Here is a 22,486-nt window from a genome sequence, read left to right as displayed (position 1 = left end):
GATGCCGTGACCTCACCTTGGGGGAGGTCACGGCATCCGTGCGGCGTTTCGACTCGGCGCTGCGCGCCTCGCTCAACGACCGGGAAACCCGGCGGGTCTTACTTGGCGGCGACCACCTGGAGGGTGATCACAGCGGTGAGGTCGTCGCGCAGACGCACGGTCGCCTCGTGCTCACCGACGGCCTTGATGGGCGCGGTGATGTGGATCTTGCGCTTGTCGAGGTCACCGAGACCGGCCGCCTTGACGGCGTCGGCCACATCGGCGGTCTTGACCGAACCGAAGAGGCGGCCTTCCTTGCCAGCCTTGACCGACAGCTTGACCTTGTTCGACTCAAGGGTGTCCTTGAGCGCGACGGCCTCTTCGTGGTCGTGGATCGCGCGCGACTCGCGGGCGGCGCGGATCGACGCCACCTGCTTCTCGCCACCGCGGGTCCACGCCACAGCGAAGCCCTGAGGGATGAGGTAGTTACGGGCGTACCCGTTCTTGACCTCGATGACGTCGCCGGCGCTTCCGAGCCCGGCAACCTCGTTCGTGAGAATCAGCTTTGCCATGATGGGTGCTCCTTAGCGGCCAGCGCCGGCGTAAGGCAGGAGCGCCATTTCGCGCGCGTTCTTGATCGCCTTGGCGATCAGACGCTGCTCCTGCACCGAGACACCGGTGATACGACGGGCGCGGATCTTGCCGCGCTCCGAGATGAACTTGCGAAGCGTTGCGACGTCCTTGTAGTCGATGACGCCGACGCGGATCGCCTTCGCGGGAGCGGCGTTCTTCGCGCCCTTCCGCGGCTTACGGCGATCGCCGGTAGCCTTTCCAGCCATTGTTTTCCTTAGGTGTGTGCGGATGCCGAGGCATCCAAGATTTTCTGCGTGAGGGTGTCGACTCGGCCCTGCGGGCCTCGCTCAACCCCCGGCGGCGACGATCAGAACGGAGTGTCGTCGCCGTAGGCGCCGGGTGCGCTCCAGGCGTCGGGGGCAGCAGAGCCGGGAGTGGCCCACGGCTCCTCCTGCTGCACCTGCTGCTGCGGACGCGACTGCTGGCCGCCTCCGAAGTTGCCTCCGCCGGACGCGGCACGCGTGACCTGAGCCGTGGCATACCGCAGCGAGGGGCCGATCTCGTCGACCTCCAGCTCGATCGCGGTCCGGTTGTTGCCCTCGCGGTCCTGGTAGGAACGCTGCTTCAACCGACCGGTCGCGATGACACGGGATCCCTTCGTCAGCGAACCGGCGACGTGCTCGGCGAACTCGCGCCACACCGACGCGCGGAGGAACAGCGCTTCGCCGTCCTTCCACTCGTTGGCCTGACGGTCGAAGTTACGCGGCGTCGACGCGATCGTGAAGTTCGCGACGGGCAGGCCGTTCTGCGTGTAGCGCAGCTCGGGGTCTGCCGTGAGGTTTCCCACGACGGTGATGACGGTCTCGCCGGCCATCGTCCTTACGCCTTCGCTGCCTTGCGGGCGGCCTTGGCCTCGGCGCGCTCCTTCTCGGCGGCGACCTGAGCGATCGCCTCCTCGGCACGCAGGACCTTGGTACGCATGATCTGCTCGTTCAGCTTGAGCTGACGGTCGAGCTCCTGCGTGGCCTCGCTCGTGGCGGTGAAGTTGACGACGGCGTAGATGCCCTCGTTCTTCTTCTGGATCTCGTACGCCAGGCGACGCTTGCCCCAGACGTCGACGTTCTCGATGGAGCCACCGTCTGCGGTGATCACCTTGAGGAACCCGTCGAGCTTGGGGGCGACCTGACGCTCGTCGATCTCGGGGTCGAGGATGACCATGAGCTCGTACTGGTGTGAGTGCGTCACTAACCCACCTCCTTCGGACTAGAACGGATGCCGGGCATTTCCCGGCATCAGGAGGGTTGATGCACGTGCCCGAGCGTTGTTCCGGAACGGAACGCAGACGGGCAACCACAACAGTCTACCCGACGACCGCTACGCTCTTGGACGACGGGGGCGACGGAAGGACGGTGGATGCCGGGCACGCACGTTCCCGCGCGCGCAGGCGTGGTCCTGACCGCGCTGCTGATGGCCGCAGCGGTCTGCAATCTGACCACCGGCGGCGCCAGCGTCGCCCTGCCCGACATCGCCGGCACCTTCGACGCCCCCCAGACGACACTCAACCTCGTCGCGCTCGGCACGGGCCTCGGCCTCGCGATGACCGTGCTGTACGCCGGCGCCCTCGGCGACCGCTACGGTCGGGTGCGGCTGCTGTGCATCGGGCTGATCGGCCTGCTCATCGCCGGCACCGCGGCAAGCCTCGCCCCGACGATCGAGTTCCTCATGGGCGCGCGCGTGCTCACCGGCATCGCGGCCGGCTGCGCGTTTCCGACGACCCTCGCCCTCATCACCGCCCTCTGGGCCGAGGGTCCGGCGCGCGTCCGCGCGATCGCCCTGTGGACGGCGACCGGCGCCGTCGCCACGGTCGCCGGTTCGGTGATCTCGGGTGCGCTCGTCGTCGCGTTCGGCTGGCGCATCGCCCTGCTGCTGCCCGTGCCGGTCGCCGCCGCCGCCCTTCTCATCGCCGCTCGGGCGATCCCCCGCGGTATGGAGGAGTCGGTCGAGCCGGTCGATCATCTCGGCGGCATCCTGTCGGTCGCCGCCGTGGCCGCACTGGTGCTCGGACTCGGGGTCGTCTTCGCCCCGGGGGAGACGGGCGCGGGGGCGGGCCTGCTCGTCGCGGCGGCGGTGCTGATCGCCGCTTTCGCGGCACGCCAACTGCGCGTCGCGGCACCCCTCTACGACCTGTCGATCGCGCGGCGGCGCCTGTTCTGGGTGCCGGCCGTCGCGGGAACCCTCGCATTCGGCGCGCTCGTGGGGGCGATGTTCGTGGGCCAGCAGTACCTGCAGAACATCCTCGGCTACGACGCGCTGCAGGCGGGCATCGCGCTCATCCCCGCCGCGATCGCGCTGCTCGTATGCGCACCGCTGGCAGCGATCCTCGTCGAACGCGGCACGCGGACGGCGATGATCGTCGGCTACATCGTGCTCATCGCCGCCTTCGGCACGATGCTCGCATGGAACGAGACCACGCCGCCGGTCGTCGTCGGCCTCGCGTTCGCCCTGGTCGGCGGGGGAGCCTCGTTCGTGATGACCGCGGCATCCCGCTCCCTGACCAGCAGCACCCCGGTGCGCCGCGCGGGCATGGCCTCGGCGACCAGCGACCTGCAGACCGACCTCGGCGGCGCCGTGATGCAGGCGCTGCTGGGCGCCGTTCTCGCCGGCGGGTTCTCCCACGTGTTCGCCGGCCTCATCGCCGCCTCTCCCGAGGCCGCGTCTGTCTCCGACGACGTCACCCGCGCCCTCCAGGCGTCGTACGCGTCGGCCGCCCACGTGGCCGCCAACAACCCCGCCTCCGCCGCGCAGATCCTCGAGGCGGCACGGTTGAGCTTCATCGACGGCGCCTGGGCGGCGTACCTCGTCGGGGGCGTCGCCCTCGTGCTGGGACTGATCGTGGTGGCCGTCGGGCTTCCAACCGTCGCCGTCGAGAAAGAGTTGCGAGGCCGTTATCGCGACGAGGACGCTCTGACGGCGCCCTGAAAGCTCGCCCGGGTAGCGTGACGATATGAGCACGCCCGCGGCATCCTCAGCCTTCGACGCGCGCCCGCTCATCGAGCCCGCCGACCCGGCGTCCGTGCGCGCATACGTGCGCGATCTGCGCGCGAGCGGGCGGGTACCGGCGTCGAACATCGCCTCGCGCGCCGTCTTCGCCGTGCTCGCCGTCGTGGCCGTGCTCTTCGTCTTCGGGTCGACGGTGATCGGTGTCGTGGGCGGCATGATGACGGCATCCGGGGGCGGGTTCTCGCCGTTCATGATCGCGCCGATCCTCGTGGCGGTCGGGGTCGTCGCGGTACTCGCGACCGCTCTGGTGCGCATGTTCGGCGCCCGCAGGGGCGAGCGGTGGTGGCGCCTCGACCGCTTCGCCCGGGCCAACGCCATGACCTGGTACCCGTCGGTGTCGAACCCGCCGCTGCCGGGAATGGTGTTCGGCATCGGACACGGCCGCGTCGCGAGCGACGTCGTCCGCGGCGAGAGGCCGCGCTTCGTCGAGTTCGGCAACTACGTGTACCGCACAGGGTCGGGCAAGAACGAGTCGACGCATCGGTGGGGCTACGTCGCCGTCAAGCTGTCGACCCCGCTGCCGAACATCGTGCTGGATGCCGTCGGCAACAACAGCCTGTTCGGCTCCAACCTGCCGGCGGCGCTCGAGGGGTCCCAGCGGCTGAGCCTGGAGGGCGACTTCGACCGTTCCTTCACCCTGTACTGCCCGTCCGGCTACGAGGCCGACGCGCTCTACCTCTTCACGCCCGACATCATGGCGCGATTCGTCGACCACGCTGCCGCCCTCGACGTCGAGATCGTCGACGACTGGCTCTTCCTCTACGCCCCGCGCGAGGCGTCGACGCTCGACCCCGCCACCTGGGCCTGGCTGTTCTCCGTCGTCGCGGCGCTGCTCGACAAGCTGGCGCAGTGGGAGCGCTGGCGCGACGAGCGCCTGGCCCCGTCCGCGCTCGACCCCGCCGCCGCCGTCGGCGACCCGGCGGGCGAGGCCGCGGGCTCGGCGACTCTGCCGTTCGCGGCACCGACGGCATCCCTCCGCCCGCCGCCCGGCGTCGCACCCGAGGGCCGGCGGCTGCGACGCCGGGTGCCGTGGGCCGCGATCATCGTGATCGGCGCCGCCCTGCTGCTGATGCTGTTCGGCCCGCTGGGCGTGTTCGCGTCGATCATCGAGAACCTGTCGAACTGACACTCGCCGTTGCACGTGAAACGGTGTGCGGCGCCGGTGAGGCGACGGCGAGGGCGGCATACGCGGCATCCACCTCTTCCGGGCAGCCCGCAGCGCAGCGCCGCGGGCCGCAGCGCAGCTCAGCCGCGGGCGGCGCGCCAGGCCTCGCGGCGCGCGGCCTGCTCCACCGGATCGGGCACCGGCAGCGACGCGATGAGCTTGCGGGTGTAGTCGTCCTGGGGGTCGCCGAGCACCTGCGCGGTCGGTCCGGTCTCGGCGATCGTGCCCTTGTGCAGCACCACGACCCGGTGGGCGAGCATGTCGACCACCGCGAGATCGTGGGTGATGAACAGGGTCGCGAACCCGAACCTCTCCTGCAGCTCGCCGAACAGTTCCAGCACGCGTGCCTGCACCGAAACGTCGAGCGCACTCGTGGGCTCGTCGGCGATGAGCAGCTTCGGGTCGAGGGCGAGGCCGCGCGCCAGCGAGGCGCGCTGGCGCTGTCCGCCCGACAGCTCGTGCGGGAAGCGGTCGCCGAACGCCTTCGGCAGCTGCACGGCCTCGAGCAGCTCGTCGACGCGGTCGCGCGCATCCGCGGCATCCCGAGCGCCGCCGTGCACGACCAACGGCTCGGCGACGTTCTGCGCGATCGTCAGCAGCGGGTTGAAGCTCGTCGCCGGATCCTGGAACACGAACCCGAGGTCCTTGCGGTGGGGCCGGAACGTGCTCTCCTTGACCCCGTTCATCTCGACGCCGAGCACCCGCAGCGAGCCGCCGGTCACGGGTGTGAGCCCGGCGATCGCCCGGCCGATCGTCGTCTTTCCCGATCCGCTCTCGCCGACCAGGCCCACGACCTCGCCCGGCGCGATCGAGAAGCTCACGCGGTCGACGGCACGGAAGCCGGCACGACGCAGACGCCCGGCGTACTCGATGACGAGATCCTCCGCCACCACGACCGGCGCCGCGTCGGCCACTCCCGCCGGCAGCTGCCGGTCGACGATCTCCAGGCGCGGCACGGCGGCCAGCAGGCGCTTCGTGTAGTCGTTCTGCGGGGCGGCGAACAGCTCCAGGGCGGGCGCCGTTTCGACGACCTCGCCATTCAGCATGACCCCGACGCGGTCGGCGAGGTCGGCCACGACGCCCATGTTGTGCGTGATCAGCACGATCGCGGTGCCGTCTTCGTCGCGCAGGCGCCGCAGCAGATCGAGGATCTCGGCCTGCACCGTGACGTCGAGTGCCGTGGTCGGCTCGTCGGCGATGATCACGGTCGGATCGAGCGCCAGCGCCGTGGCGATGACGATGCGCTGCTTCTGCCCGCCGGAGAACTGGTGCGGGTAGTCGTCGACGCGCCGCTCGGGATCGGGGATGCCGACGCGGCCGAGCATCTCGATCGCGCGCGCCCGCGCCTGCTTCTTCGTGTACGTCCCGTGGGCGCGCAGACCCTCGGCCAGCTGCCACCCCACGGTGAAGACCGGGTTCAGGGCGGTCGAGGGCTCCTGGAAGATCATCGCCGCTTTGGTGCCGCGCACCCGGCGCATCGCCTCGCGGTCGAGGCCGATGACATCGGTGCCGTCGAGCACGACGGCGCCCTGCGTGAGGGCGGTCTCGGGCAGCAGGCCCAGGATGCTGCGGGCGGTGACCGTCTTGCCGCTGCCCGACTCGCCGACGATCGCGAGCACCTCGCCGGGGCGCACGTCCAGGCTCACACCGCGCACGGCGTGCACGTCGCCACCGTCGGTCGCGAAGGTGACGTCCAGGTCACGGATGTCGACGGCGCGTGCGTCGGAAGAGGCCGCAGCCATCACTCCACCTCTCCCATCATCTCGCGGGACGCCGGCTGGCTCGCCGCGACGGCATCCGCCGGTGTCGGTGTCTTCTTCGCCGACCCTGCGCGGCGCCGCGCGCGCAGGCGCGGGTCGGCGAGGTCGTTGAGGCTCTCGCCGATCAGCGTGATACCCAGCACCGTCAGCACGATCGCGAGCCCCGGGGGAACCGCGGTCCACCAGATGCCCGCGGCGACGTCGCTGATCGACTTGTTGAGGTCGTAACCCCACTCGGCGGCGACGGTCGGCTGGATGCCGAAGCCGAGGAAGCCGAGAGCGGCGAGGGTGGCGATGGCCTCCGACGCGTTGAGGGTCACGATCAGCGGCAGCGTGCGCGTGGAGTTGCGCAGCACGTGGCGGAACATGATGCGCGGCGTCGAGGCACCGATCACCTTCGCCGATTCGACGAAGGCCTCCGTCTTGACCCGCACCACCTCGGCGCGCACGACCCGGAAGTACTGCGGGATGAACACGACGGTGATGGATGCCGCGGCCGCCATGATCCCGGGCCACAGCCCGGACTGTCCGTTGTTGATCGCGATGGCCACGACGATCGCGAGCAGCAGCGTCGGGAACACGTAGATCGCGTCGGCGACGACGACCAACGCACGGTCGACCCAGCCGCCGAGGTACCCGGAGACGAGACCCAGCAGGATGCCGACGAACACCGACATCGCGATCGCGACGATCACGACCATCAGCGCGGTCTGGGCGCCCCAGATGACGCGCGACAGCACGTCGTAGCCGCCGACCGTCGTGCCGAGCAGGTGCGCCGCGCTCGGCGGCTGCTGCGCGCCGAAGTTGCCGTCGGGTCCGTCGAGCTGGGCGTAGCCGTAGGGGGCGATGAGCGGCGCGAAGATCGCGCAGAACACGAAGATGCCGGTCAGCACGAGGCCGGCGACCAGCATGCCGCGCTGCAGGCCGACGCTCTGGCGCAGCTGATGGATGACCGGCATCCGGTCGATGAGGCGAGGCTTCGTCATGTCCGCATCCCTCCTCAGTACCGGACCCGCGGGTCGATGAACGCGGCGATGATGTCCACGGCGAAGTTGGTGACCGCGACGATGATGGCGATCATCGCGACGATCCCCTGCACGGCGACGAAGTCGCGCGAGCCGAGGTAGGCGGCCAGCTGGAAGCCGAGCCCCTTCCACTCGAAGGTCGTCTCGGTGAGCACGGCACCGCCGAGCATGAGCGCGATCTGCAGGCCGATGACCGTGATGATCGGGATGAGCGCAGGCTTGTACGCGTGCGTGCGCACCAGGCGTCCCTCCCGCACACCGCGCGAGCGGGCCGCGTCGATGTAGGGCATGTTGAAGGTGCCGATGACGTTCGTGCGCACCAGTCGCAGGAAGATGCCGGCGGTGAGCAGACCCAGCGTGAGAGCGGGGAGCACCGCGTGCAGCAGCACGTCCTGCACGTAGGCGGGGTTGCCGGAGGCGATCGCGTCGATGAGATAGATGCCGGTGCCGCCGTTGCGGCCGATGGCGAGCTCGGTGCGTACGCTCGCGCGTCCGGAGATGGGCAGCCAGCCGAGCCACACGCCGAAGACGAGCTTGGCGACCAGGCCCGCGAAGAAGACGGGCGTCGCGTAGAAGAGGATGGCGCTCACGCGCAGCAGCGCGTCGGGCCAACGGTCGCGCAGCGCCGCCGCGACCATGCCCAGCGGGATGCCGACGATGAACGCGATCACGAGCGAATAGAGCACGAGCTCGAGGGTCGCGGTGCCGTAGGTCGCGATGACCTGCACGACGGGCTGGTTGTCGGTGATGGTCGTGCCGAAGTCGAAGGTGAAGATGCGGCCGAGGTACTCGACGTACTGCACGAGGATCGGTCGGTCATAGCCGGCCTCGTGGATGCGCTCGGCCAGCTGATCGGCCGGCAGGCGTCCGCCGAGGGCGGCCGTGATCGGGTCGCCGGTGAGGCGGATGAGGAAGAAGACCAGCGTCACGAGGATCAGCACGGTCGGGAAGATCAGCAGGAACCGGATGAGGATGTACCGGCCCAGGGCTGAGCCGGATCCGGTCTTGCGGACCTCCAGCGCGGGAGGCGGCTCGGCGACGGAGGATGCCGTGGCGGTGCTGGTCATAGGTGCCTACTCTACGGATGACGGGCGTTTCGACTCGCTGCGCTCGCTCAACGACCGGGGGTGTGATCCCCCGGTCGTTGAGCGAGGAGCGCAGCGACGAGTCGAAACGCCCGGAACGCGTTACTTCGTGATCGGTGCGAAACGGAGCTTGAACGACGCGTCGAGCGTGACGCCCTTCACGTCGGCACCGGTCACCGCGACCTGAGCGCCCTGCAGCAGCGGGACGGTCGAGAGGTCCTTGGCCACGAGGTCCTGGATCTTCTCGATGTCGGACGTGCGCGTGGCGGCATCCGTTTCGACGGCCTGCTTGAGGATCAGGTCGTTGACCTCCTGGTTGACGTAGTGGTTGCCCAGGAAGTTCTTCTCCAGGAAGAACGGCGTCAGGTAGTTGTCGGCGTCGGAGTAGTCCGGGAACCAGCCGAGCTGGTAGGCCGGGTAGACGTCGGCGGTGCGGTCCTTGGAGTACTGCACCCACTCGGTCGACTGCAGGTCGACCTTGAAGAGGCCGTCCTTCTCGAGCTGCTGCTTGACCAGCGCGTACTCGTCACCCGACGACGGGCCGTAGTGGTCGGGGCTGTACTGCAGGTTCAGCGTGACGGGCGTCGTGACACCGGCCGCGGCCAGGGTCGCCTTCGCCTTGTCGGCGCTGGGGCCGCCGTTTCCATCGCCGTACAGGCCCTTCAGGGCGTCGGTCGCACCGGCGAACCCGGCCGGAACGTACGAGTACAGCGGGGTGTAGGTGCCCTTGTAGACCTGGTCGGAGATCGTCTTGCGGTCGATCAGATCGGCCACCGCCTGACGGACGGCGAGCGCCTTGGCCGGGTCGGCCTCCGTGGTCGTCGCACCGTACGGCTGGGTGTTGAAGTTGAAGACGATATAGCGGATCTCGCCACCGGGACCCTCGACGACTTTGACCTTGTCGTTGCCCGACAGGTCGGCCACGTCGGTGGAGGAGAGGCTGCGGTACGCCACGTCGACATCGCCCTGCTGGACGGCGAGCTTCAGGTTCGACGACTCGGCGAAGTAGCTGAGCACGGCGCCCGAGTTGCTGGGCGCCGCGAGCAGACCCTTGTAGTTCTTGTTGGGCGTGAACTCGACCGTCTTGTTGAAGTCCCACTTCGTGATCGAGTAGGGGCCGCCGAAGGCGTCGGCCTTCACGATGTCCTGGTCGGGCGTGACGGCATCGGCCGAGAACACCTCTTCGTCGACGATCGCGCCGGGGAAGGACGTGAGGATGAAGGGGAAGACCTGGTCGTTGTCGGTCTTGAGCTTGAAGACGACGGTCGTGGCATCCGGCGTGGAGACGCTGTCCAGGTTGTAGAGCAGGCTCGACGCACCGTTGGGGTCGGCGATCTTCAGGTTGCGGTCGAACGAGAACTTCACGTCCGACGAGGTCAGATCGTGGCCGTTGGCCCACTTCAGACCCGCGGGAAGCTTCACCGTGTACTCGTTGGGCGAGGTGAACTCGGCCGACGCGGCGAGGTCGGGAACGACCTCGTTGGAGTTGTAGTCGGTGTTCACCAGGTAGGGGAAGACCTGGGTCTGCACGGCGAGCGAGCCGTTGTCGTACGAGCCAGCCGGGTCGAGCGTGGTGACCTTGTCGGTCGTGCCGATGATGATGGGCCCGGATGCCGCGCCATCGGTCGACCCGCCCGTGGACCCTCCGCCGGCGCAGCCGGCCAGGAGCAGCGCGGAGACGGCGAGCGCGCCCGCTGCCAGAGCCGTGCGGGCGCGGGCGGAGCCCGGCGAACTGAAGTGCAGTGCCATATGTGAGTACCTCTGCTGTATGTCGGTCGGCTCCGCCGGACAGGCGAAGCTCAGGTCGCTATCCTGTCGTGCACTTCGCCGGCCTGCCTCGTGATCGCGCTTTTTGTAACAGGAATGAAACCCGGGACCACCCCGCGTGACGCGGGGTTTCGCCGGTCGGAACCGATCGCGACGTGTCAGTGATCGTGCGCGGCCGATGCTCCGGGCGGGAGCAGGCCGTCGTCGCGCGCGGCCTGGGCCAGCTCGGCTTTGGTGTGCACGGGACGACCGACGGCGGCGTACTTGGCCTTCACCCGGTTGAGGTACTTGCGGGCGGTGTCGCCCCGCACACCGAGGCGATCGGCGACCTCGCTGATCGTGTACCCGGCGGCGTAGAGGGTCACCAGACGCGTCTCCTGCGCACTCAGAGCGGGGCGCACGGCGAGCGCGTCGAGCTTCGCGCGTGTGTGGGGCGACCAGGCGCGCGCACCCCGGCGGACCGCATCGACGACCGCCAGCACGACACCTTCCGACTCCCGCGACGACACGATGCCCTCGACCCCGGCATCCATCAGCGCGCGAACGACGTGATCGGAGGCGCCGGCGGTGAGGGCGACCACACGCATCCCGGCGCATCGGTAGGCGGTGAGCGCCGACGGCTCGGGCTCGACACCGTCGGTCACGACCAGGAAGAGCAGCTGCGACGCACTCACGCCCGCCGCCGGCCGCACCACGATCTCGCCGAGCGTGGCGGCTTCGGCGACCACGCGCATGCCCAGCCGGCCCGCCAGCAGCTCGCGCGCGTGCGCCCTGCGGGCACGCGATGGGTCGACGATCGTCACGCGCCGCAGTGCCGCGCCTCCCGAAGCAGTCATGTCTCCTCCTTGCGCTCCACCGGTAGAGAGTGCGAAACCGGCGATTCGTCACGCGAGTACGCCGACGCTTTTTCGGCCGTGACGAATGTCATGGCGCAGTCGTGACGGCCGTGTGCGGTGCACAGGCCGGCACGCGGGCAGAGTCGGAGACATGGATGAGAACCAGGGACTGCTCGCGGTGGATGCCGCGGGCCTGCGCAAGAGCTTCGGCAGTGTCCGAGCGGTGGAGAGCGTCGATCTGCGGGTTCGCCCGGGCGAGATCGTCGCCTTCCTCGGCCCGAACGGCGCCGGCAAGACCACCACGATCGACATGCTGCTGGGCCTGTCGGACCCCGACGGGGGCGCGGTGCGCGTGTTCGGCGAGAGCCCGCGCGCGGCTATCTCGCACGGACTCGTCTCGGCGGTGTTGCAGACCGGCGGTCTGCTCAAGGACATCACCGTCAGCGAGACGCTCGCGCTCACGGCGAGCCTGTTCGCCGACACCCGCCCGGTGGAGGAGGTCATGCAGCGCGCCGGCATCAGCGAAATCGCGAACCGGCGCGTCGGGATGTGCTCCGGCGGCCAGCAGCAGAGGCTGCGCTTCGCGATGGCGCTGCTGAGCGACCCGGGTCTGCTGATTCTCGACGAGCCGACCACCGGGATGGACGTCGAGGGCCGCCGCGCGTTCTGGAGCGCGATCCGCGCCGACGCCGCGCGCGGACGTACCGTGCTCTTCGCCACGCACTACCTCGACGAGGCCGACGAGTACGCCGACCGCATCGTGCTCATGAGCCGAGGCCGCATCGTCGCCGACGGCTCCACCGCCGAGATCAAGAACCTCGTCTCCGGTCGCATCGTCCGCGCCACCCTGCCCGGCGCCGACCCGGCGCGGCTCGCCGGCCTTCCCGGCGTCGACGACGTCGAGTTCGCCGGCGACCGCATCAGCATCCACACGAAGGACTCGGATGCCGTCGCGCGCCACCTCCTCACCGAGACGGCGGCCCGCGACATCGAGATCACCTCCCAGAACCTCGAGAGCGTCTTCCTCGCCCTCACCTCCGAAGGAGCCTCCGCATGAGCACCGCATCCTCCGCGCCGTCGGCGCTGTCCGCCGATCGCGTCACCCTCGACCGGCGCGTCCCGCCGCTCGGCGGCTTCAACCTCACCTACCTCGGCATCGAGCTCAAGCGCCGCCTGCGCAATCGCCGCACCCTCTTCTTCACCATCGCGTTCCCGGTCGTGATGTACGTCATCATCGGTCTGCGTCTGCGCGATGAGCAGCTGACGGCGACGCCCGTCGCCGACGGCGGTGTCTCCGTCGCGGCCTACATCATGGTGTCGATGGCGATGTACGGCGCCATGATGTCGGCCACGCAGACCGGCGCTGCCGTCGCCCTGGAACGCACGCAGGGCTGGAGCCGGCAGCTGCGCCTCACCCCACTGAACCCGCTCGTCAACATCATCATCAAGATGATCGCGGGCATGGTGCTGGGCCTTCTCGCGGTCGTCGCCACATATGCAGCCGGCGCGATCAGCGGCATCCAGCTCAGCGTCGGTCAGTGGATCGGCACGGGGCTCGTCGGCTGGGTGCTCGCGAGCGCCGTGTTCACGACGCTCGGGCTGTTCGTCGGCTACCTCATGCCGAGCGAGAACGCCGCGCAGGTGACGAGCCTCGTCGTCGTGTTCCTGTCGTTCCTCGGCGGCCTCTTCTACCCGCTCAGCAGCATGCCCGACTTCATGCAGACCATCGCGAAGTTCACCCCGGTCTACGGCATCGGCGAGCTCGCCCGCTCACCGCTGACCGGCGAGAGCTTCGACGCGATGTGGCTGGTCAACGCGCTCGTCTGGCTCGTGCTGTTCGTCGCCGGCACGACGTGGGCGTTCCGGCGCGACACCAAGCGCGTCTGAGTCGGCGCGCCCTACAGTGAAGTCCGTGAGCGCGACACGAGACGATCTCGACGGGACCGGGTGGGACATCCCCCCGGTCCCCGCCTCGTCGACGACACCCACGGCGCGCAAGCTGCTGACCGCCCGCGCCGCCCGAGGCTGGTACGTCGGCGGCTCGATCTCGCTCATCTGGCTGTTCATCGTGGCCACCGAGGCCGTCGCCGCGGCGGACACCGCGGTCTCCAACGCCGTCGTGATCGCCCTGCTGGTGCTCTTCGCGGCATCCTTCCTCATCGCCATCCCCGTCTCTCGCCTTCTGCCCCTGCGCCTGCGACTGCTTCCGGCAGCCTGGCTGTTCCTCCTCTCCTTCACCCTCTTCCCGTGGATCGGGTGGGATGTCCGCGGCGTCTGGAGCTACGTGGGCGTCGCGATCGGCATGGCCGTGGTCCGACTGCGCACGACCTGGCTGCTGCTGATCGCCCTGGGAGCGGCCGCCCTCGTCACGGGGGTGCTCTCGGACGGGTGGACCGAAAGCGTGCTGTTCCTTCCCGCGATCATCATCTCGATCTCCGCGATGATGGCGGCGTTCGGACGCAACATCGCGGCCATGAACGCCCTGCGCGCGACGCGGGATCAGATGGCGCAGATGGCCGTCGAGCGCGAGCGCAGTCGGGTCGCCCGTGACCTGCACGACATCCTCGGCCACTCGCTGACGGTCATCACCGTGAAGTCGGAGCTGGCCGGACGGCTGATCGACGTCGATCCGGCGCGGGCACGGACAGAGATCGGCGAAGTGGAGGCTCTCGCGCGCGGCGCTCTGGCTGATGTGCGCACCACCGTCGCCGGCTATCGCGGCGTCACGGTCGCCGGCGAGCTCGCCGCGGCACGGGCGGCGCTGGATGCCGCGGGCATCGCGGCCGAGCTGCCCACCGCGACCGAGAACGTCCCCGCCGAGCGCCGCGAACTGGCCGGCTGGATCGTGCGGGAGGGAGTCACCAACGTGATCCGCCACGCACAGGCGTCGCGGTGTCGCGTGCGGCTGGGCCCCCGCAGCGTCAGCGTCGAAGACGACGGGGTGGGCCCGGCATCCGGCGCGGGGACGGCGGGCAGCGGACTGATCGGGTTGCGCGAGCGGGTGGAGGCGGCCGGCGGCCGACTGACCCTCGGGCGGAGCGAGCTCGGCGGATTCCTGTTGAAGGTCGCGTTGTGATCCGGCTGCTCATCGCCGACGACCAGGCGCTCGTGCGCGGCGCGCTCTCGGCCCTGCTCGGCCTCGAACCCGACATCGAGGTCGTCGCCGAGGTGGGTCGCGGCGATGAGGTCGTGGATGCCGCGGTTCGCACATCCGCCGACGTGGCGCTGCTCGACATCGAGATGCCCGGCAAGGACGGGATCGCGGCGGCATCCGCGCTGCGCAGCGCCCTGCCGACCTGCCGCGTGCTCATCGTGACCACGTTCGGGCGACCCGGGTACCTCACCCGCGCGATGCGAGCGGGGGCGGCCGGCTTCGTCGTGAAGGACACGCCCGCCGCGCAACTTGCCGACGCCGTGCGCCGCGTGGCGCAGGGGCTGCGGGTGGTCGATCCGGCGCTGGCGGCGGACTCGCTCGCCCAGGGCGAGTCGCCGTTGACGGGCCGCGAGACCGACGTGCTCGCCGTCGCACGCACGGGCGGCTCGATCGCGGATATCGCACAGATGCTGCACCTGAGCGAAGGCACGGTGCGCAACCACCTCTCCAGCGCGATCGGCAAGACCGGCGCCCGCAACCGCGCCGACGCCGTCCGCGTCGCCGACGAGAACGGCTGGCTCTAGCCCCGGCATCCGCCCCCTCCCCGACTCCCTGAACCTCGAGACACGCGCTGCGCACCGAGACACACGCTGTGCACCCGTGTCTCGGTGCGGGAGTGGTGTCTCGTGGACCGCGGCGCGACGCGGCCGGGGATGCCGCGCTCAGCGCAGGCCGAAGTGGTCGAGCTCGGCGTCGTCGAGCATCCGCGAGCGGATGAGGAAGCGCATCCCCGTCGGACCCTCCACGCTGAAGCCCGCCCCGCGGCCCGGGACGACGTCGATCGTGAGGTGCGTGTACTTCCAGTACGCGAACTGCGCCTCGGAGATGAAGACCTCGATCGGATCGTCGAGACCCACGTCGAGGTCGCCGAGTTTCACATCCGACGGCCCCGTCAGGAACATGCCCACGGGGTAGCACATCGGTGCGCTGCCGTCGCAGCATCCGCCGGACTGGTGGAACATGAGCTTCCCGTGCTGCGCCGTGAGCTGGCGCAGCAGGGATGCCGCGGCATCCGTGACCGCGACCCTGCTGAGTGTGGTGGTCATGACCGGACCCTTTCTCTGCCGAGACACGACCTGCCGTCCGAAACGCACGGGCGTCCGGGGCGGCAGGTCGTGTCTCGCCGTCGCGTGTCGGCTCAGAAGAAGCCCATCGCTCCTTCGGCATACGACACCAGCAGGTTCTTGGTCTGCTGGTAGTGGTCGAGCATCTTGAGGTGGTTCTCGCGGCCGATGCCCGACTGCTTGTATCCGCCGAACGCGGCGTGCGCCGGGTACTGGTGGTAGGTGTTCGTCCAGACGCGGCCCGCCTCGATGCTGCGCCCGGCGCGGTACATCGTGTCGGCCGAGCGGCTCCACACGCCCGCGCCCAGGCCGTACAGCGTGTCGTTGGCGGTGTGGATCGCGTCGTCGAAGCCGTCGAAGCTCGTCACCGAGACGACGGGACCGAAGATCTCCTCCTGGAAGATCCGCATGCTGTTCTGGCCCTCGAACACCGTCGGTGCCACGTAGTAGCCACCGCTGAGCTCGCCGCCGAGGTCCACCCGCTCCCCGCCGGCGAGCAGCTTCGCGCCCTCCGCCTTGCCGATCTCGATGTAGCTGAGGATCTTCTCCAGCTGGTCGTTCGAGGCCTGCGCGCCGATCATGGTGGCCGGGTCCAGCGGGTTTCCCTGGATGATCTTGCCGACCCGCTCCAGCCCGTCACCGAGGAACTGGTCGTAGATCGAACGCTGGATGAGCGCCCGCGACGGGCAGGTGCACACCTCGCCCTGGTTGAGCGCGAAGAAGGTGAAGCCCTCCAGCGCCTTGTCGTAGTACGCGTCGCGCTCGCGGGCGACGTCCTCGAAGAAGATGTTCGCGCTCTTGCCGCCGAGCTCCAGCGTCACCGGGATGAGGTTCTGCGACGCGTACTGCATGATCAGCCGACCGGTCGTGGTCTCTCCCGTGAACGCGACCTTGCGGATGCGCTTGTGCTGCGCGAGCGGTGCCCCCGCCTCGATGCCGAACCCGTTGACGATGTTCACGACACCGGCCGGCAGCAGGTCGCCGATGATGTCGAAGAGGAACAGGATGGATGCCGGGGTCTGCTCGGCCGGCTTCAGCACGACGCAGTTGCCGGCGGCGAGCGCCGGGGCGAGCTTCCACGTGGCCATGAGGATCGGGAAGTTCCACGGGATGATCTGGCCGACCACCCCGAGCGGCTCGTGGAAGTGGTACGCCACGGTGTCTTCGTCGATCTGGCTGAGCGTGCCCTCCTGGGCGCGCAGGACGCCGGCGAAGTAGCGGAAGTGGTCGATGGCCAGGGGGATGTCGGCGGCGAGCGTCTCGCGGACGGGCTTGCCGTTTTCCCACGTCTCGGCAACGGCGATCTTCTCGAGGTTCGCCTCCATGCGGTCGGCGATCTTGTTGAGGATGTTGGCGCGGTCGGCCGGCGTCGTCCGCTTCCACGATTCGAACGCCTTCCAGGCGACGTCGACGGCGCGGTCGATGTCCTCCGCGGTGCCGCGACCCACCTCGGTGAACGGCTTGCCGGTGACGGGCGTGATGTTCTCGAAGTACTGGCCCTTGATCGGCTCGACGAACTCGCCGCCGATGTAGTGCCCGTACCGCGGACGGTATTCGGCGACGGCGCCGCGCTGGCCCGGGGCGGCGTAGACGCTCGAGACGCCCTCTTCGACGATGGTCATGATGTCTCCTTCGACAGTGCATGGTCCGCGGCATCCCTCGCCGCGTTCGGATGCGCTGACGCTACGCACCGCAACGTTGCATCGCGTTGCGCGGGCGGCGGGCGCCGCGGCATCCGCGTGGCTTGCGCCGCGGCATCCGCCACGAGAAACACGTTGCGTGCCGAGAAACCCCTGCGTGGGGTGTTTCTCGGCGCGCGAGTGGTTTCTCGCGGCGGGGGCGGGGCGGGATGCCGGGGGTCAGTCGTGGGCGAGGGCGGCGAGCCAGCGGCGGGAGGCGTCGCGCAGGGCGTCGGCGTCGCCCGCAGGCAGGAGCGCGAGAAGGCGGTGCTCGTTGGCGAGGTGCGCCGTGAACGCACGGTCGATGAGGTCGACGCCCTCGGGGGTGAGGCGTACGAGGCGCCGACGGCGGTCGTCCTCGGCATCCGTGCGGACGACGAGGCCGCGGTCGATCAGGCGGTCGACACGCTTGGTGAGCCCGCCGGTGGTGACCATCGTGTGGTCGGCCAGTTCGCCCGCCGGCAGCTCGTACGGCGCACCGGCGCGGCGAAGGGATGCCAGGAGGTCGAACTCCGCCTCGCTGAGCCCGAACTGCGCGTAGACGGCAGTCAGCTCCGCCGTCAGCGCCGCGGCCAGGCGATGAAGACGGCCGATCACGCCCTGCGGCGACGGATCGAGATCGGGGCGTTCGCGGCGCCACTGCTCCTGGACGAGGTCGACGTGATCCTGCACGCCGTCGACTTTACCTTCCGCGGAAGCTATATTCTCTTCCGTGGAAGATAAAGGGCGTCGCTGGGTGCTCGTGACGGCGATCGCCCCCATCGCCTGGGGCAGCACGTACTTCGTGACGCGCCACCTACTCCCGCCCGATACGGCCCTGTGGGGGGCGGTCATCCGCTGTCTGCCGGCGGGTCTTCTCGTGCTGCTCGTCACGCGGCGCCTGCCGCGCGGCGCGTGGTGGTGGCGATCGTGCTGGGCACCCTCACCGTCGGCGGCCTCAACGTGCTCGTCTACGTCGCGGCGCAGCGACTCGCCACGAGCCTGGCGGCGACGATCATGTCCACGTCTGCGGCGGCGCTGCTCCTGCTCAGCTGGATGATGCTCCGCCAGCGTCCGACTCTTCGGGCCGCCGGCGGTGCCGTCCTCGGCATCGTCGGCGTGATCGTCATGCTCCAGCCCGGCGGCGGGGATGCCGACGGGTGGGGCATCGCGGCATCCGTCGTGGCGATGCTGTCGTCATCGCTCGGCTTCGTGCTGACGAGGCGATGGGGAGCCGACGTGCCACCGCTGACGATGACGGCGTGGCAGCTGATCGCCGGCTCGCTCGTCGTGATGCCGGTCGCGATCGTCGTGGAGGGTGCACCGCCGGCGCTCGACGGACCGGCGCTGCTCGGTTTCGCGTACATCATCCTCGTGGCGACGGCGGGCGCCTACGCCGCCTGGTTCACCGGTCTGTCGCGACTTCCCGGCGCCGTCGTCGGCGTGATCGGGCTGCTCAATCCCGTGACCGGTGTGCTCCTGGGCGTCGTCGTCGCGCACGAGCCGTTCGGTCCCGCGCAGATCGTCGGCCTCGCGCTCGTCGTGGTCGGGGTGCTCATCGGCACCCTCGCGCCCACCGCTCCGGGGCCTGGGCCGGCGCCCCAGCCGCTCGTCAGAGGTGGTCGTCGACGGCGCGCGTGAGCGCGTCGAACCGCGAGTTGTCCGCGAGCTCGTCCAGCAGCACCGCACGACCGTCCGGTCCCGCGAGCGGGATCTGCCAGTTGGGGTACTCGCGGTCGGTTCCGGGCTGGTTCTGCGCGCGGCGCTCCCCGACGGCATCCACCAGCGCCACCCCGAGCAGCTGCGAGGGGGATGCCGTGATCAGCACGTTGAGCGCCGCGATCACCTCCGCCTCGCTCGGGTCTGCGCCCAGCAGGCCGCGCTCCCGCAGCATTGCCAGCATGGTCGCCCGCTCGGCATCCGCGTCGGCCAGCTCCTCCTCGACCGGACGCGTCAGCAGACCGAGCCGTGCGCGGAGGGCGACGTGCTCGTCGGCCAGATACCCCGCGGTCGGCGGCAGGTCGTGCGTGTTCACGGTGGCCAGCAGCGCTCGGCGGTACTGCTCGGGCGGACGGAAACCGTCGCCCTCGCGCTCGAACCACAGCACCGAGGTGCCGAGCACGCCGCGCGCCGACAGGTACTCGCGCACCCACGGCTCGACGTTGCCGAGGTCCTCGCCGATGAGCACGGCCCCGGCGCGGTGGGCCTCGAGCAGCAGCACGCCGATCATCGCCTCGTGGTCGTAGCGGACGTACGTGCCGGCGGCGGGACTCAGCCCCTCGGGGATCCACCACAGGCGGAACAGCCCGATCACGTGGTCGATGCGCAGCGCGCCGGCGTGGCGCAGGAGCGTCCGGATCATGTCGCGCAGCGGGGCGTACCCGGCCTCGGCGAGCGCGCGCGGCAGCCACGGCGGCTGATTCCAGGTCTGGCCCTGCTGGTTGTACATGTCGGGCGGCGCGCCGACCGCCATGCCGGTCGCGTACATCTCCCGCAGCGACCACGCGTCCGACCCCTGCGGGTGCACCCCGACGGCCAGGTCGTGCATGACACCGATCGCCATGCCCGCCGCCTTGGCTGCGGCCTGCGCATCGGCGACCTGCTGGTCGGCGATCCACTGCAGCCACACGTGGAACGCGACGCGGTCGGCCAGGCGCGTGCGCAGCTCGGCGACCAGCGGGGAGCGGATGTCGTCGACCTCGGCCGGCCTCTCGCGACCGAGGTAGTGCTCCTCGAGCGCGCACCACAGGGCGAAGTCCTGCAGCGGCTGTCCCTCGCGCGCGGCGAAGGCATCGAGCTCGGCGCGACGCGACGGCGTCAGCGGCACCGCGAAGATCGCGTCGAGGCCGAGTCGTTTGGCGGCCCAGACCGCGTCGCGATCGATGCGGTCCGCGTCGTCGTCCATCGCTGCGACGGGGCCGCGGGCGGCCTCGACGACGGCGCGCTCGGTGGGCGTCAGGTAGGCGACCTCGCGGATGTCTTCGGGACGCACGTACAGCGGCGCCACGAAGCGGCGGGTCGCGGGGCGGTACGGCGACGGCTCGATCGGACTGGTCACCTCAGCCGCGTGCACGGGGTTGATCAGCAGGAAGTCGGCGCCGCGCTCGCCCGCGATCGCCGCGAGGTCGGCGAGATCGGCGAAGTCGCCGAGGCCCCACGATGCCCGGGAGCGCACGGAGTACAGCTGCGCCATGAGGCCCCAGCCGCGCGTACGCCCGCCACGGGCGGGCGGGTCGCCGAGGCGATCGGGCGTGATCACGAAGGGAGCGGATGCCGTGCGGTCGGCCTCGGCGCCGCCGAACGGGCGCTGCTCCGCGCGCACGGTGTGCCACCCCAGCGGCAGGTCGTCGGGCACCGGAATCTCGACCCGCCACCGCAGGATGCCGTCCACCAGCCGCGCTGCCGGGCGCTGCTCGGGGATCGTGAGCGCGCGCTCCGACCCCTCCTCGAGAGCCACCGTCACGGTCACGTCGTGCCCGTCGAAGACGTGCACCCACAGCACGCCGACGCCGGCGCGCGTCACGAACGAGGCGGGCAGCAGTTCGCGCCACACCCGCTCCTCCTCGGCGATGAGGGATGCCGTGACCGCGGCATCCGACGAGGCGTCGACGCGCATGGCCGCGAGCACCGCGCGGAGGGTGGATGCCGGGACCTGCACCCGGTCGCCGAAGAACGACCAGTACTCCGTCGCGATGCCGTGCACGGCGGCGAGCCGCACGAGGTCGGGGGTGGGCGCGTCGTCGGTCATGTCGATCCTCCCTCGGCGCCGGTGACGGCGTCTGCGCCCATCCTGGCATCCTCACCCGACCCTGTCGCGCCGGGGTCGGGTCGGACGCCGCCGCGCGCGCAACTCCGCCTCAACCAACCGCTCCGCGCCCCCAGCCCACCACCACCCGCGCTCAGGCGGAGTTACGAGCGCCGGCACCGAGCGCCGCGGGCGCTCAGGCCTCGAGCTTCTCGATCCGCGCGACGAGACCGGCGCGGCGGGGAGAGCGGGCCGGCAGCATCTCGAGGGCCAGACGCAGGACCTCGGCGTCGGCGGCTCCGTCATCGGTGTCGGCGTAGGCGAGCAGCACGTCGACCGATGCCTCCGTGAGCAGTGCGTCGCGCAGGGCGAGCCGCACCGAGTCGCGGAACTCCTCCACCCCCGGCGCGACCGAGTCGGGAAGCACCCGTCCGCGGTAGGCGGCGAGCGCCACCCGGTGGGCGCCGCGTCCGAGCAACGCGACCACCTGGTGGGCGTCGGTGTGCAGCTCTGCGGTGAGGCGGTAGGGCCGGGATGCCGGGACCAGGTGCGGCGCGACCCGCTCCAGCACTTTGCGGAGGCGGACGAGTTCCGGCCTCAGCGTTCCCTCCGCGGCATCCTCGCCGTAGACGAGCTGTCCGAGCCGCTCGGCCGACAGCCCCTCGCGGTGCACGGCGAGCATGAGGAGGATCTCGGCGTGCCGGGCCGACAACTCGGTCACCGTGGCGCTGTCGGGTCCGGCGACGTCGAGGAGCGCACGGTCGCGGCCGAGCACGCGCAGCATCGTCGTCGCGGTCGCCGCTGCCACCGCGGGCCGCTGCGTCCGCCGCGGCGCGGGAGGTTGGGCGCGGGCGCGGAGCCTGCCGACGAGCAGCTCGGATTCGACGGCGCGCGCCGTCGCGTCGACGAGCAGCTGCGCCTGCGGTGTGGCGGCATCGCTGTCGCCCGTGACATCGATGACGCCGAGTACCTGGCGCGTCTCGGGGTCGTAGACCGGCGCCGCCGTGCACGACCAGGGCTGCACGAGCCGGTTGTAGTGCTCGGCCCCGTGGATCTGCACGGAGCGTCCGAGGGCCAGCGCGGTGCCGGGCGCCGAGGTGCCCACCGCCTCCTCCGACCAGTTCGCGCCCGCGACGAAGCCCATGTCTCCCGTGAGGCTGCGCACCCGGCGGTCGCCCTCCACCCACAACAGACGGCCGACGGCATCCCCCACGGCGACCACGACTCCCGAGTCGCTCTCCCCACCCGGCAGCAGCAGGGCGCGGATCATGTCCATCGCCGCCGAGAGAGGATGCGCCCGCCGATACGCCTCGAGTTCGTCGTCACCCAGATCGAGCGGTGGCAGGCCCTCGGCGCCGACGAGGTGCGCGAGCGAGCGTCGCCAGGAGTCCTGCACGAGCGGGCGGATCTGATCGAGCCGCGGATCGCCGACGTTGCCCCCGACCAGCTCTTCGTGCGCGCGCTCGATCAGCAGACGCGACGTCTCTGGCGAGACCTCGCGGCGCGATGACCACGGCGAGGGCACGGCGACTCCGTTCGACGGTGAGGAGGTGCCGTCAGTCTAGATCGCGAGCCGCCAAGATTGCCCCGAGCCGCCAAGATTCGACGCGCCGGC

21 protein-coding genes are annotated in these 22,486 nt (G+C 70.4%); 7 read left to right on the top strand and 14 right to left on the bottom strand.

Annotated features, from left to right (window positions below; genetic code table 11):
• Window positions 1–98 precede the first annotated feature (98 nt).
• The 4 genes from rplI to rpsF all read right to left on the bottom strand — a co-directional run bounded on the left by rplI (window position 99) and on the right by rpsF (window position 1,770).
• Complete coding sequence (rplI, locus tag HMPREF1529_RS04475; protein ID WP_016463860.1) at window positions 99–551, bottom strand: 50S ribosomal protein L9; 453 nt, start codon at window positions 549–551, stop codon at window positions 99–101.
• A gap of 12 nt (window positions 552–563) precedes the next feature.
• Window positions 564–818, bottom strand: coding sequence for a 30S ribosomal protein S18 (rpsR, locus tag HMPREF1529_RS04470; protein WP_005054609.1), 255 nt, complete (start codon window positions 816–818; stop codon window positions 564–566).
• 101 nt (window positions 819–919) lie between these two features.
• The gene (locus tag HMPREF1529_RS04465; RefSeq protein ID WP_005054611.1) at window positions 920–1,426 is read right to left on the bottom strand and encodes a single-stranded DNA-binding protein; all 507 of its coding nucleotides are present in this window, start codon (window positions 1,424–1,426) and stop codon (window positions 920–922) included.
• A 5-nt stretch (window positions 1,427–1,431) separates the two neighbouring features.
• Window positions 1,432–1,770 carry a 30S ribosomal protein S6 gene (gene rpsF, locus HMPREF1529_RS04460; protein ID WP_036282987.1) on the bottom strand — a complete coding sequence of 113 codons (339 nt, stop codon included), beginning with the start codon at window positions 1,768–1,770 and terminating at the stop codon, window positions 1,432–1,434.
• 195 nt (window positions 1,771–1,965) lie between these two features.
• On the opposite strand from rpsF, the gene HMPREF1529_RS04455 reads away from it, so the two are divergent.
• Complete coding sequence (locus HMPREF1529_RS04455; RefSeq protein WP_016463859.1) at window positions 1,966–3,531, top strand: MFS transporter; 1,566 nt, start codon at window positions 1,966–1,968, stop codon at window positions 3,529–3,531.
• Window positions 3,532–3,556: 25 nt separating this feature from the next.
• Window positions 3,557–4,738, top strand: a complete 1,182-nt coding sequence (locus tag HMPREF1529_RS04450) for a hypothetical protein (RefSeq protein ID WP_016463858.1) — start codon at window positions 3,557–3,559, stop codon at window positions 4,736–4,738.
• A gap of 119 nt (window positions 4,739–4,857) precedes the next feature.
• Here the strand turns inward: HMPREF1529_RS04450 and HMPREF1529_RS04445 are convergent, their stop codons facing one another.
• From HMPREF1529_RS04445 to HMPREF1529_RS04425, 5 genes are all read right to left on the bottom strand, one after another.
• Window positions 4,858–6,519 carry a dipeptide ABC transporter ATP-binding protein gene (locus HMPREF1529_RS04445; protein WP_016463857.1) on the bottom strand — a complete coding sequence of 554 codons (1,662 nt, stop codon included), beginning with the start codon at window positions 6,517–6,519 and terminating at the stop codon, window positions 4,858–4,860.
• Window positions 6,519–7,523, bottom strand: a complete 1,005-nt coding sequence (locus HMPREF1529_RS04440) for an ABC transporter permease (RefSeq protein ID WP_016463856.1) — start codon at window positions 7,521–7,523, stop codon at window positions 6,519–6,521. The genes HMPREF1529_RS04445 and HMPREF1529_RS04440 overlap by 1 nt, the downstream gene beginning before the upstream one ends.
• Window positions 7,524–7,537: 14 nt before the next feature.
• Window positions 7,538–8,629 carry an ABC transporter permease gene (locus tag HMPREF1529_RS04435; RefSeq protein ID WP_005054622.1) on the bottom strand — a complete coding sequence of 364 codons (1,092 nt, stop codon included), beginning with the start codon at window positions 8,627–8,629 and terminating at the stop codon, window positions 7,538–7,540.
• A 120-nt stretch (window positions 8,630–8,749) separates the two neighbouring features.
• Entirely contained in the window at window positions 8,750–10,396 is a 1,647-nt protein-coding gene (locus HMPREF1529_RS04430; protein WP_016463855.1) for an ABC transporter substrate-binding protein, read from the bottom strand.
• A 176-nt stretch (window positions 10,397–10,572) separates the two neighbouring features.
• Entirely contained in the window at window positions 10,573–11,250 is a 678-nt protein-coding gene (locus HMPREF1529_RS04425) for a helix-turn-helix transcriptional regulator (protein ID WP_016463854.1), read from the bottom strand.
• A gap of 151 nt (window positions 11,251–11,401) precedes the next feature.
• Between HMPREF1529_RS04425 and HMPREF1529_RS04420 the strand changes: the two genes are divergently transcribed.
• The 4 genes from HMPREF1529_RS04420 to HMPREF1529_RS04405 are packed head-to-tail and all read left to right on the top strand — an operon-like array spanning window position 11,402 to window position 14,928.
• Window positions 11,402–12,307 (top strand): ABC transporter ATP-binding protein, encoded by a 906-nt coding sequence (locus tag HMPREF1529_RS04420; protein WP_016463853.1) that lies wholly within the window; start codon window positions 11,402–11,404, stop codon window positions 12,305–12,307.
• A complete protein-coding gene (locus tag HMPREF1529_RS04415) occupies window positions 12,304–13,137 on the top strand; it encodes an ABC transporter permease (protein WP_016463852.1) in 834 nt (277 codons plus the stop codon). Before HMPREF1529_RS04420 ends, HMPREF1529_RS04415 begins: the two co-directional genes overlap by 4 nt.
• 25 nt (window positions 13,138–13,162) lie before the next feature.
• A complete protein-coding gene (locus tag HMPREF1529_RS04410) occupies window positions 13,163–14,326 on the top strand; it encodes a sensor histidine kinase (RefSeq protein ID WP_232212051.1) in 1,164 nt (387 codons plus the stop codon).
• Window positions 14,323–14,928 (top strand): response regulator transcription factor, encoded by a 606-nt coding sequence (locus tag HMPREF1529_RS04405; protein ID WP_016463850.1) that lies wholly within the window; start codon window positions 14,323–14,325, stop codon window positions 14,926–14,928. The genes HMPREF1529_RS04410 and HMPREF1529_RS04405 overlap by 4 nt, the downstream gene beginning before the upstream one ends.
• Window positions 14,929–15,066: 138 nt before the next feature.
• On the opposite strand, the gene HMPREF1529_RS04400 is transcribed toward HMPREF1529_RS04405, so the two are convergent.
• The 3 genes from HMPREF1529_RS04400 to HMPREF1529_RS04390 all read right to left on the bottom strand — a co-directional run bounded on the left by HMPREF1529_RS04400 (window position 15,067) and on the right by HMPREF1529_RS04390 (window position 17,819).
• Window positions 15,067–15,450, bottom strand: coding sequence for a DUF779 domain-containing protein (locus HMPREF1529_RS04400; RefSeq protein WP_005054638.1), 384 nt, complete (start codon window positions 15,448–15,450; stop codon window positions 15,067–15,069).
• Window positions 15,451–15,542: 92 nt separating this feature from the next.
• On the bottom strand, window positions 15,543–17,090 hold the full coding sequence (gene exaC, locus HMPREF1529_RS04395; RefSeq protein WP_005054642.1) for an acetaldehyde dehydrogenase ExaC: 1,548 nt from the start codon (window positions 17,088–17,090) through the stop codon (window positions 15,543–15,545).
• 237 nt (window positions 17,091–17,327) lie between these two features.
• On the bottom strand, window positions 17,328–17,819 hold the full coding sequence (locus HMPREF1529_RS04390) for a MarR family winged helix-turn-helix transcriptional regulator (protein WP_036282708.1): 492 nt from the start codon (window positions 17,817–17,819) through the stop codon (window positions 17,328–17,330).
• A 228-nt stretch (window positions 17,820–18,047) separates the two neighbouring features.
• Here HMPREF1529_RS04390 and HMPREF1529_RS04385 point away from each other — a divergent pair, with 228 nt between their 5' ends.
• Window positions 18,048–18,767, top strand: a complete 720-nt coding sequence (locus tag HMPREF1529_RS04385; RefSeq protein ID WP_232212050.1) for a DMT family transporter — start codon at window positions 18,048–18,050, stop codon at window positions 18,765–18,767.
• Here the strand turns inward: HMPREF1529_RS04385 and malQ are convergent.
• The gene (malQ, locus tag HMPREF1529_RS04380) at window positions 18,739–20,874 is read right to left on the bottom strand and encodes a 4-alpha-glucanotransferase (RefSeq protein ID WP_016463847.1); all 2,136 of its coding nucleotides are present in this window, start codon (window positions 20,872–20,874) and stop codon (window positions 18,739–18,741) included. The two genes, HMPREF1529_RS04385 and malQ, sit on opposite strands and share 29 nt — an antisense overlap.
• Before the next feature lie 193 nt (window positions 20,875–21,067).
• Entirely contained in the window at window positions 21,068–22,396 is a 1,329-nt protein-coding gene (locus HMPREF1529_RS04375) for a GAF domain-containing protein (protein WP_016463846.1), read from the bottom strand.
• Between the last annotated feature and the right edge of the window lie 90 nt (window positions 22,397–22,486).

Origin of the sequence: Microbacterium sp. oral taxon 186 str. F0373, assembly GCF_000411455.1 — a bacterium.
GTDB lineage: Bacteria > Actinomycetota > Actinomycetes > Actinomycetales > Microbacteriaceae > Microbacterium.
The sequence above is the reverse complement of the archived record's forward strand: the minus strand, read 5'-3'. Positions and strand labels throughout refer to the sequence as shown.

Excerpts from the sequence above, each read along its gene's own strand:
- HMPREF1529_RS04415 (WP_016463852.1), top strand. The coding sequence starts at position 12,304 with ATGAGCACCGCATCCTCCGCGCCGTCGGCGCTGTCCGCCGATCGCGTC.
- exaC (WP_005054642.1), bottom strand. The coding sequence starts at position 17,090 with ATGACCATCGTCGAAGAGGGCGTCTCGAGCGTCTACGCCGCCCCGGGC.
- HMPREF1529_RS04430 (WP_016463855.1), bottom strand. The coding sequence starts at position 10,396 with ATGGCACTGCACTTCAGTTCGCCGGGCTCCGCCCGCGCCCGCACGGCT.
- HMPREF1529_RS04455 (WP_016463859.1), top strand. The coding sequence starts at position 1,966 with ATGCCGGGCACGCACGTTCCCGCGCGCGCAGGCGTGGTCCTGACCGCG.
- HMPREF1529_RS04450 (WP_016463858.1), top strand. The coding sequence starts at position 3,557 with ATGAGCACGCCCGCGGCATCCTCAGCCTTCGACGCGCGCCCGCTCATC.
- HMPREF1529_RS04440 (WP_016463856.1), bottom strand. The coding sequence starts at position 7,523 with ATGACGAAGCCTCGCCTCATCGACCGGATGCCGGTCATCCATCAGCTG.
- HMPREF1529_RS04465 (WP_005054611.1), bottom strand. The coding sequence starts at position 1,426 with ATGGCCGGCGAGACCGTCATCACCGTCGTGGGAAACCTCACGGCAGAC.
- HMPREF1529_RS04435 (WP_005054622.1), bottom strand. The coding sequence starts at position 8,629 with ATGACCAGCACCGCCACGGCATCCTCCGTCGCCGAGCCGCCTCCCGCG.
- HMPREF1529_RS04425 (WP_016463854.1), bottom strand. The coding sequence starts at position 11,250 with ATGACTGCTTCGGGAGGCGCGGCACTGCGGCGCGTGACGATCGTCGAC.
- rpsF (WP_036282987.1), bottom strand. The coding sequence starts at position 1,770 with ATGGTCATCCTCGACCCCGAGATCGACGAGCGTCAGGTCGCCCCCAAG.
- malQ (WP_016463847.1), bottom strand. The coding sequence starts at position 20,874 with ATGACCGACGACGCGCCCACCCCCGACCTCGTGCGGCTCGCCGCCGTG.
- rplI (WP_016463860.1), bottom strand. The coding sequence starts at position 551 with ATGGCAAAGCTGATTCTCACGAACGAGGTTGCCGGGCTCGGAAGCGCC.
- rpsR (WP_005054609.1), bottom strand. The coding sequence starts at position 818 with ATGGCTGGAAAGGCTACCGGCGATCGCCGTAAGCCGCGGAAGGGCGCG.
- HMPREF1529_RS04420 (WP_016463853.1), top strand. The coding sequence starts at position 11,402 with ATGGATGAGAACCAGGGACTGCTCGCGGTGGATGCCGCGGGCCTGCGC.
- HMPREF1529_RS04400 (WP_005054638.1), bottom strand. The coding sequence starts at position 15,450 with ATGACCACCACACTCAGCAGGGTCGCGGTCACGGATGCCGCGGCATCC.
- HMPREF1529_RS04445 (WP_016463857.1), bottom strand. The coding sequence starts at position 6,519 with ATGGCTGCGGCCTCTTCCGACGCACGCGCCGTCGACATCCGTGACCTG.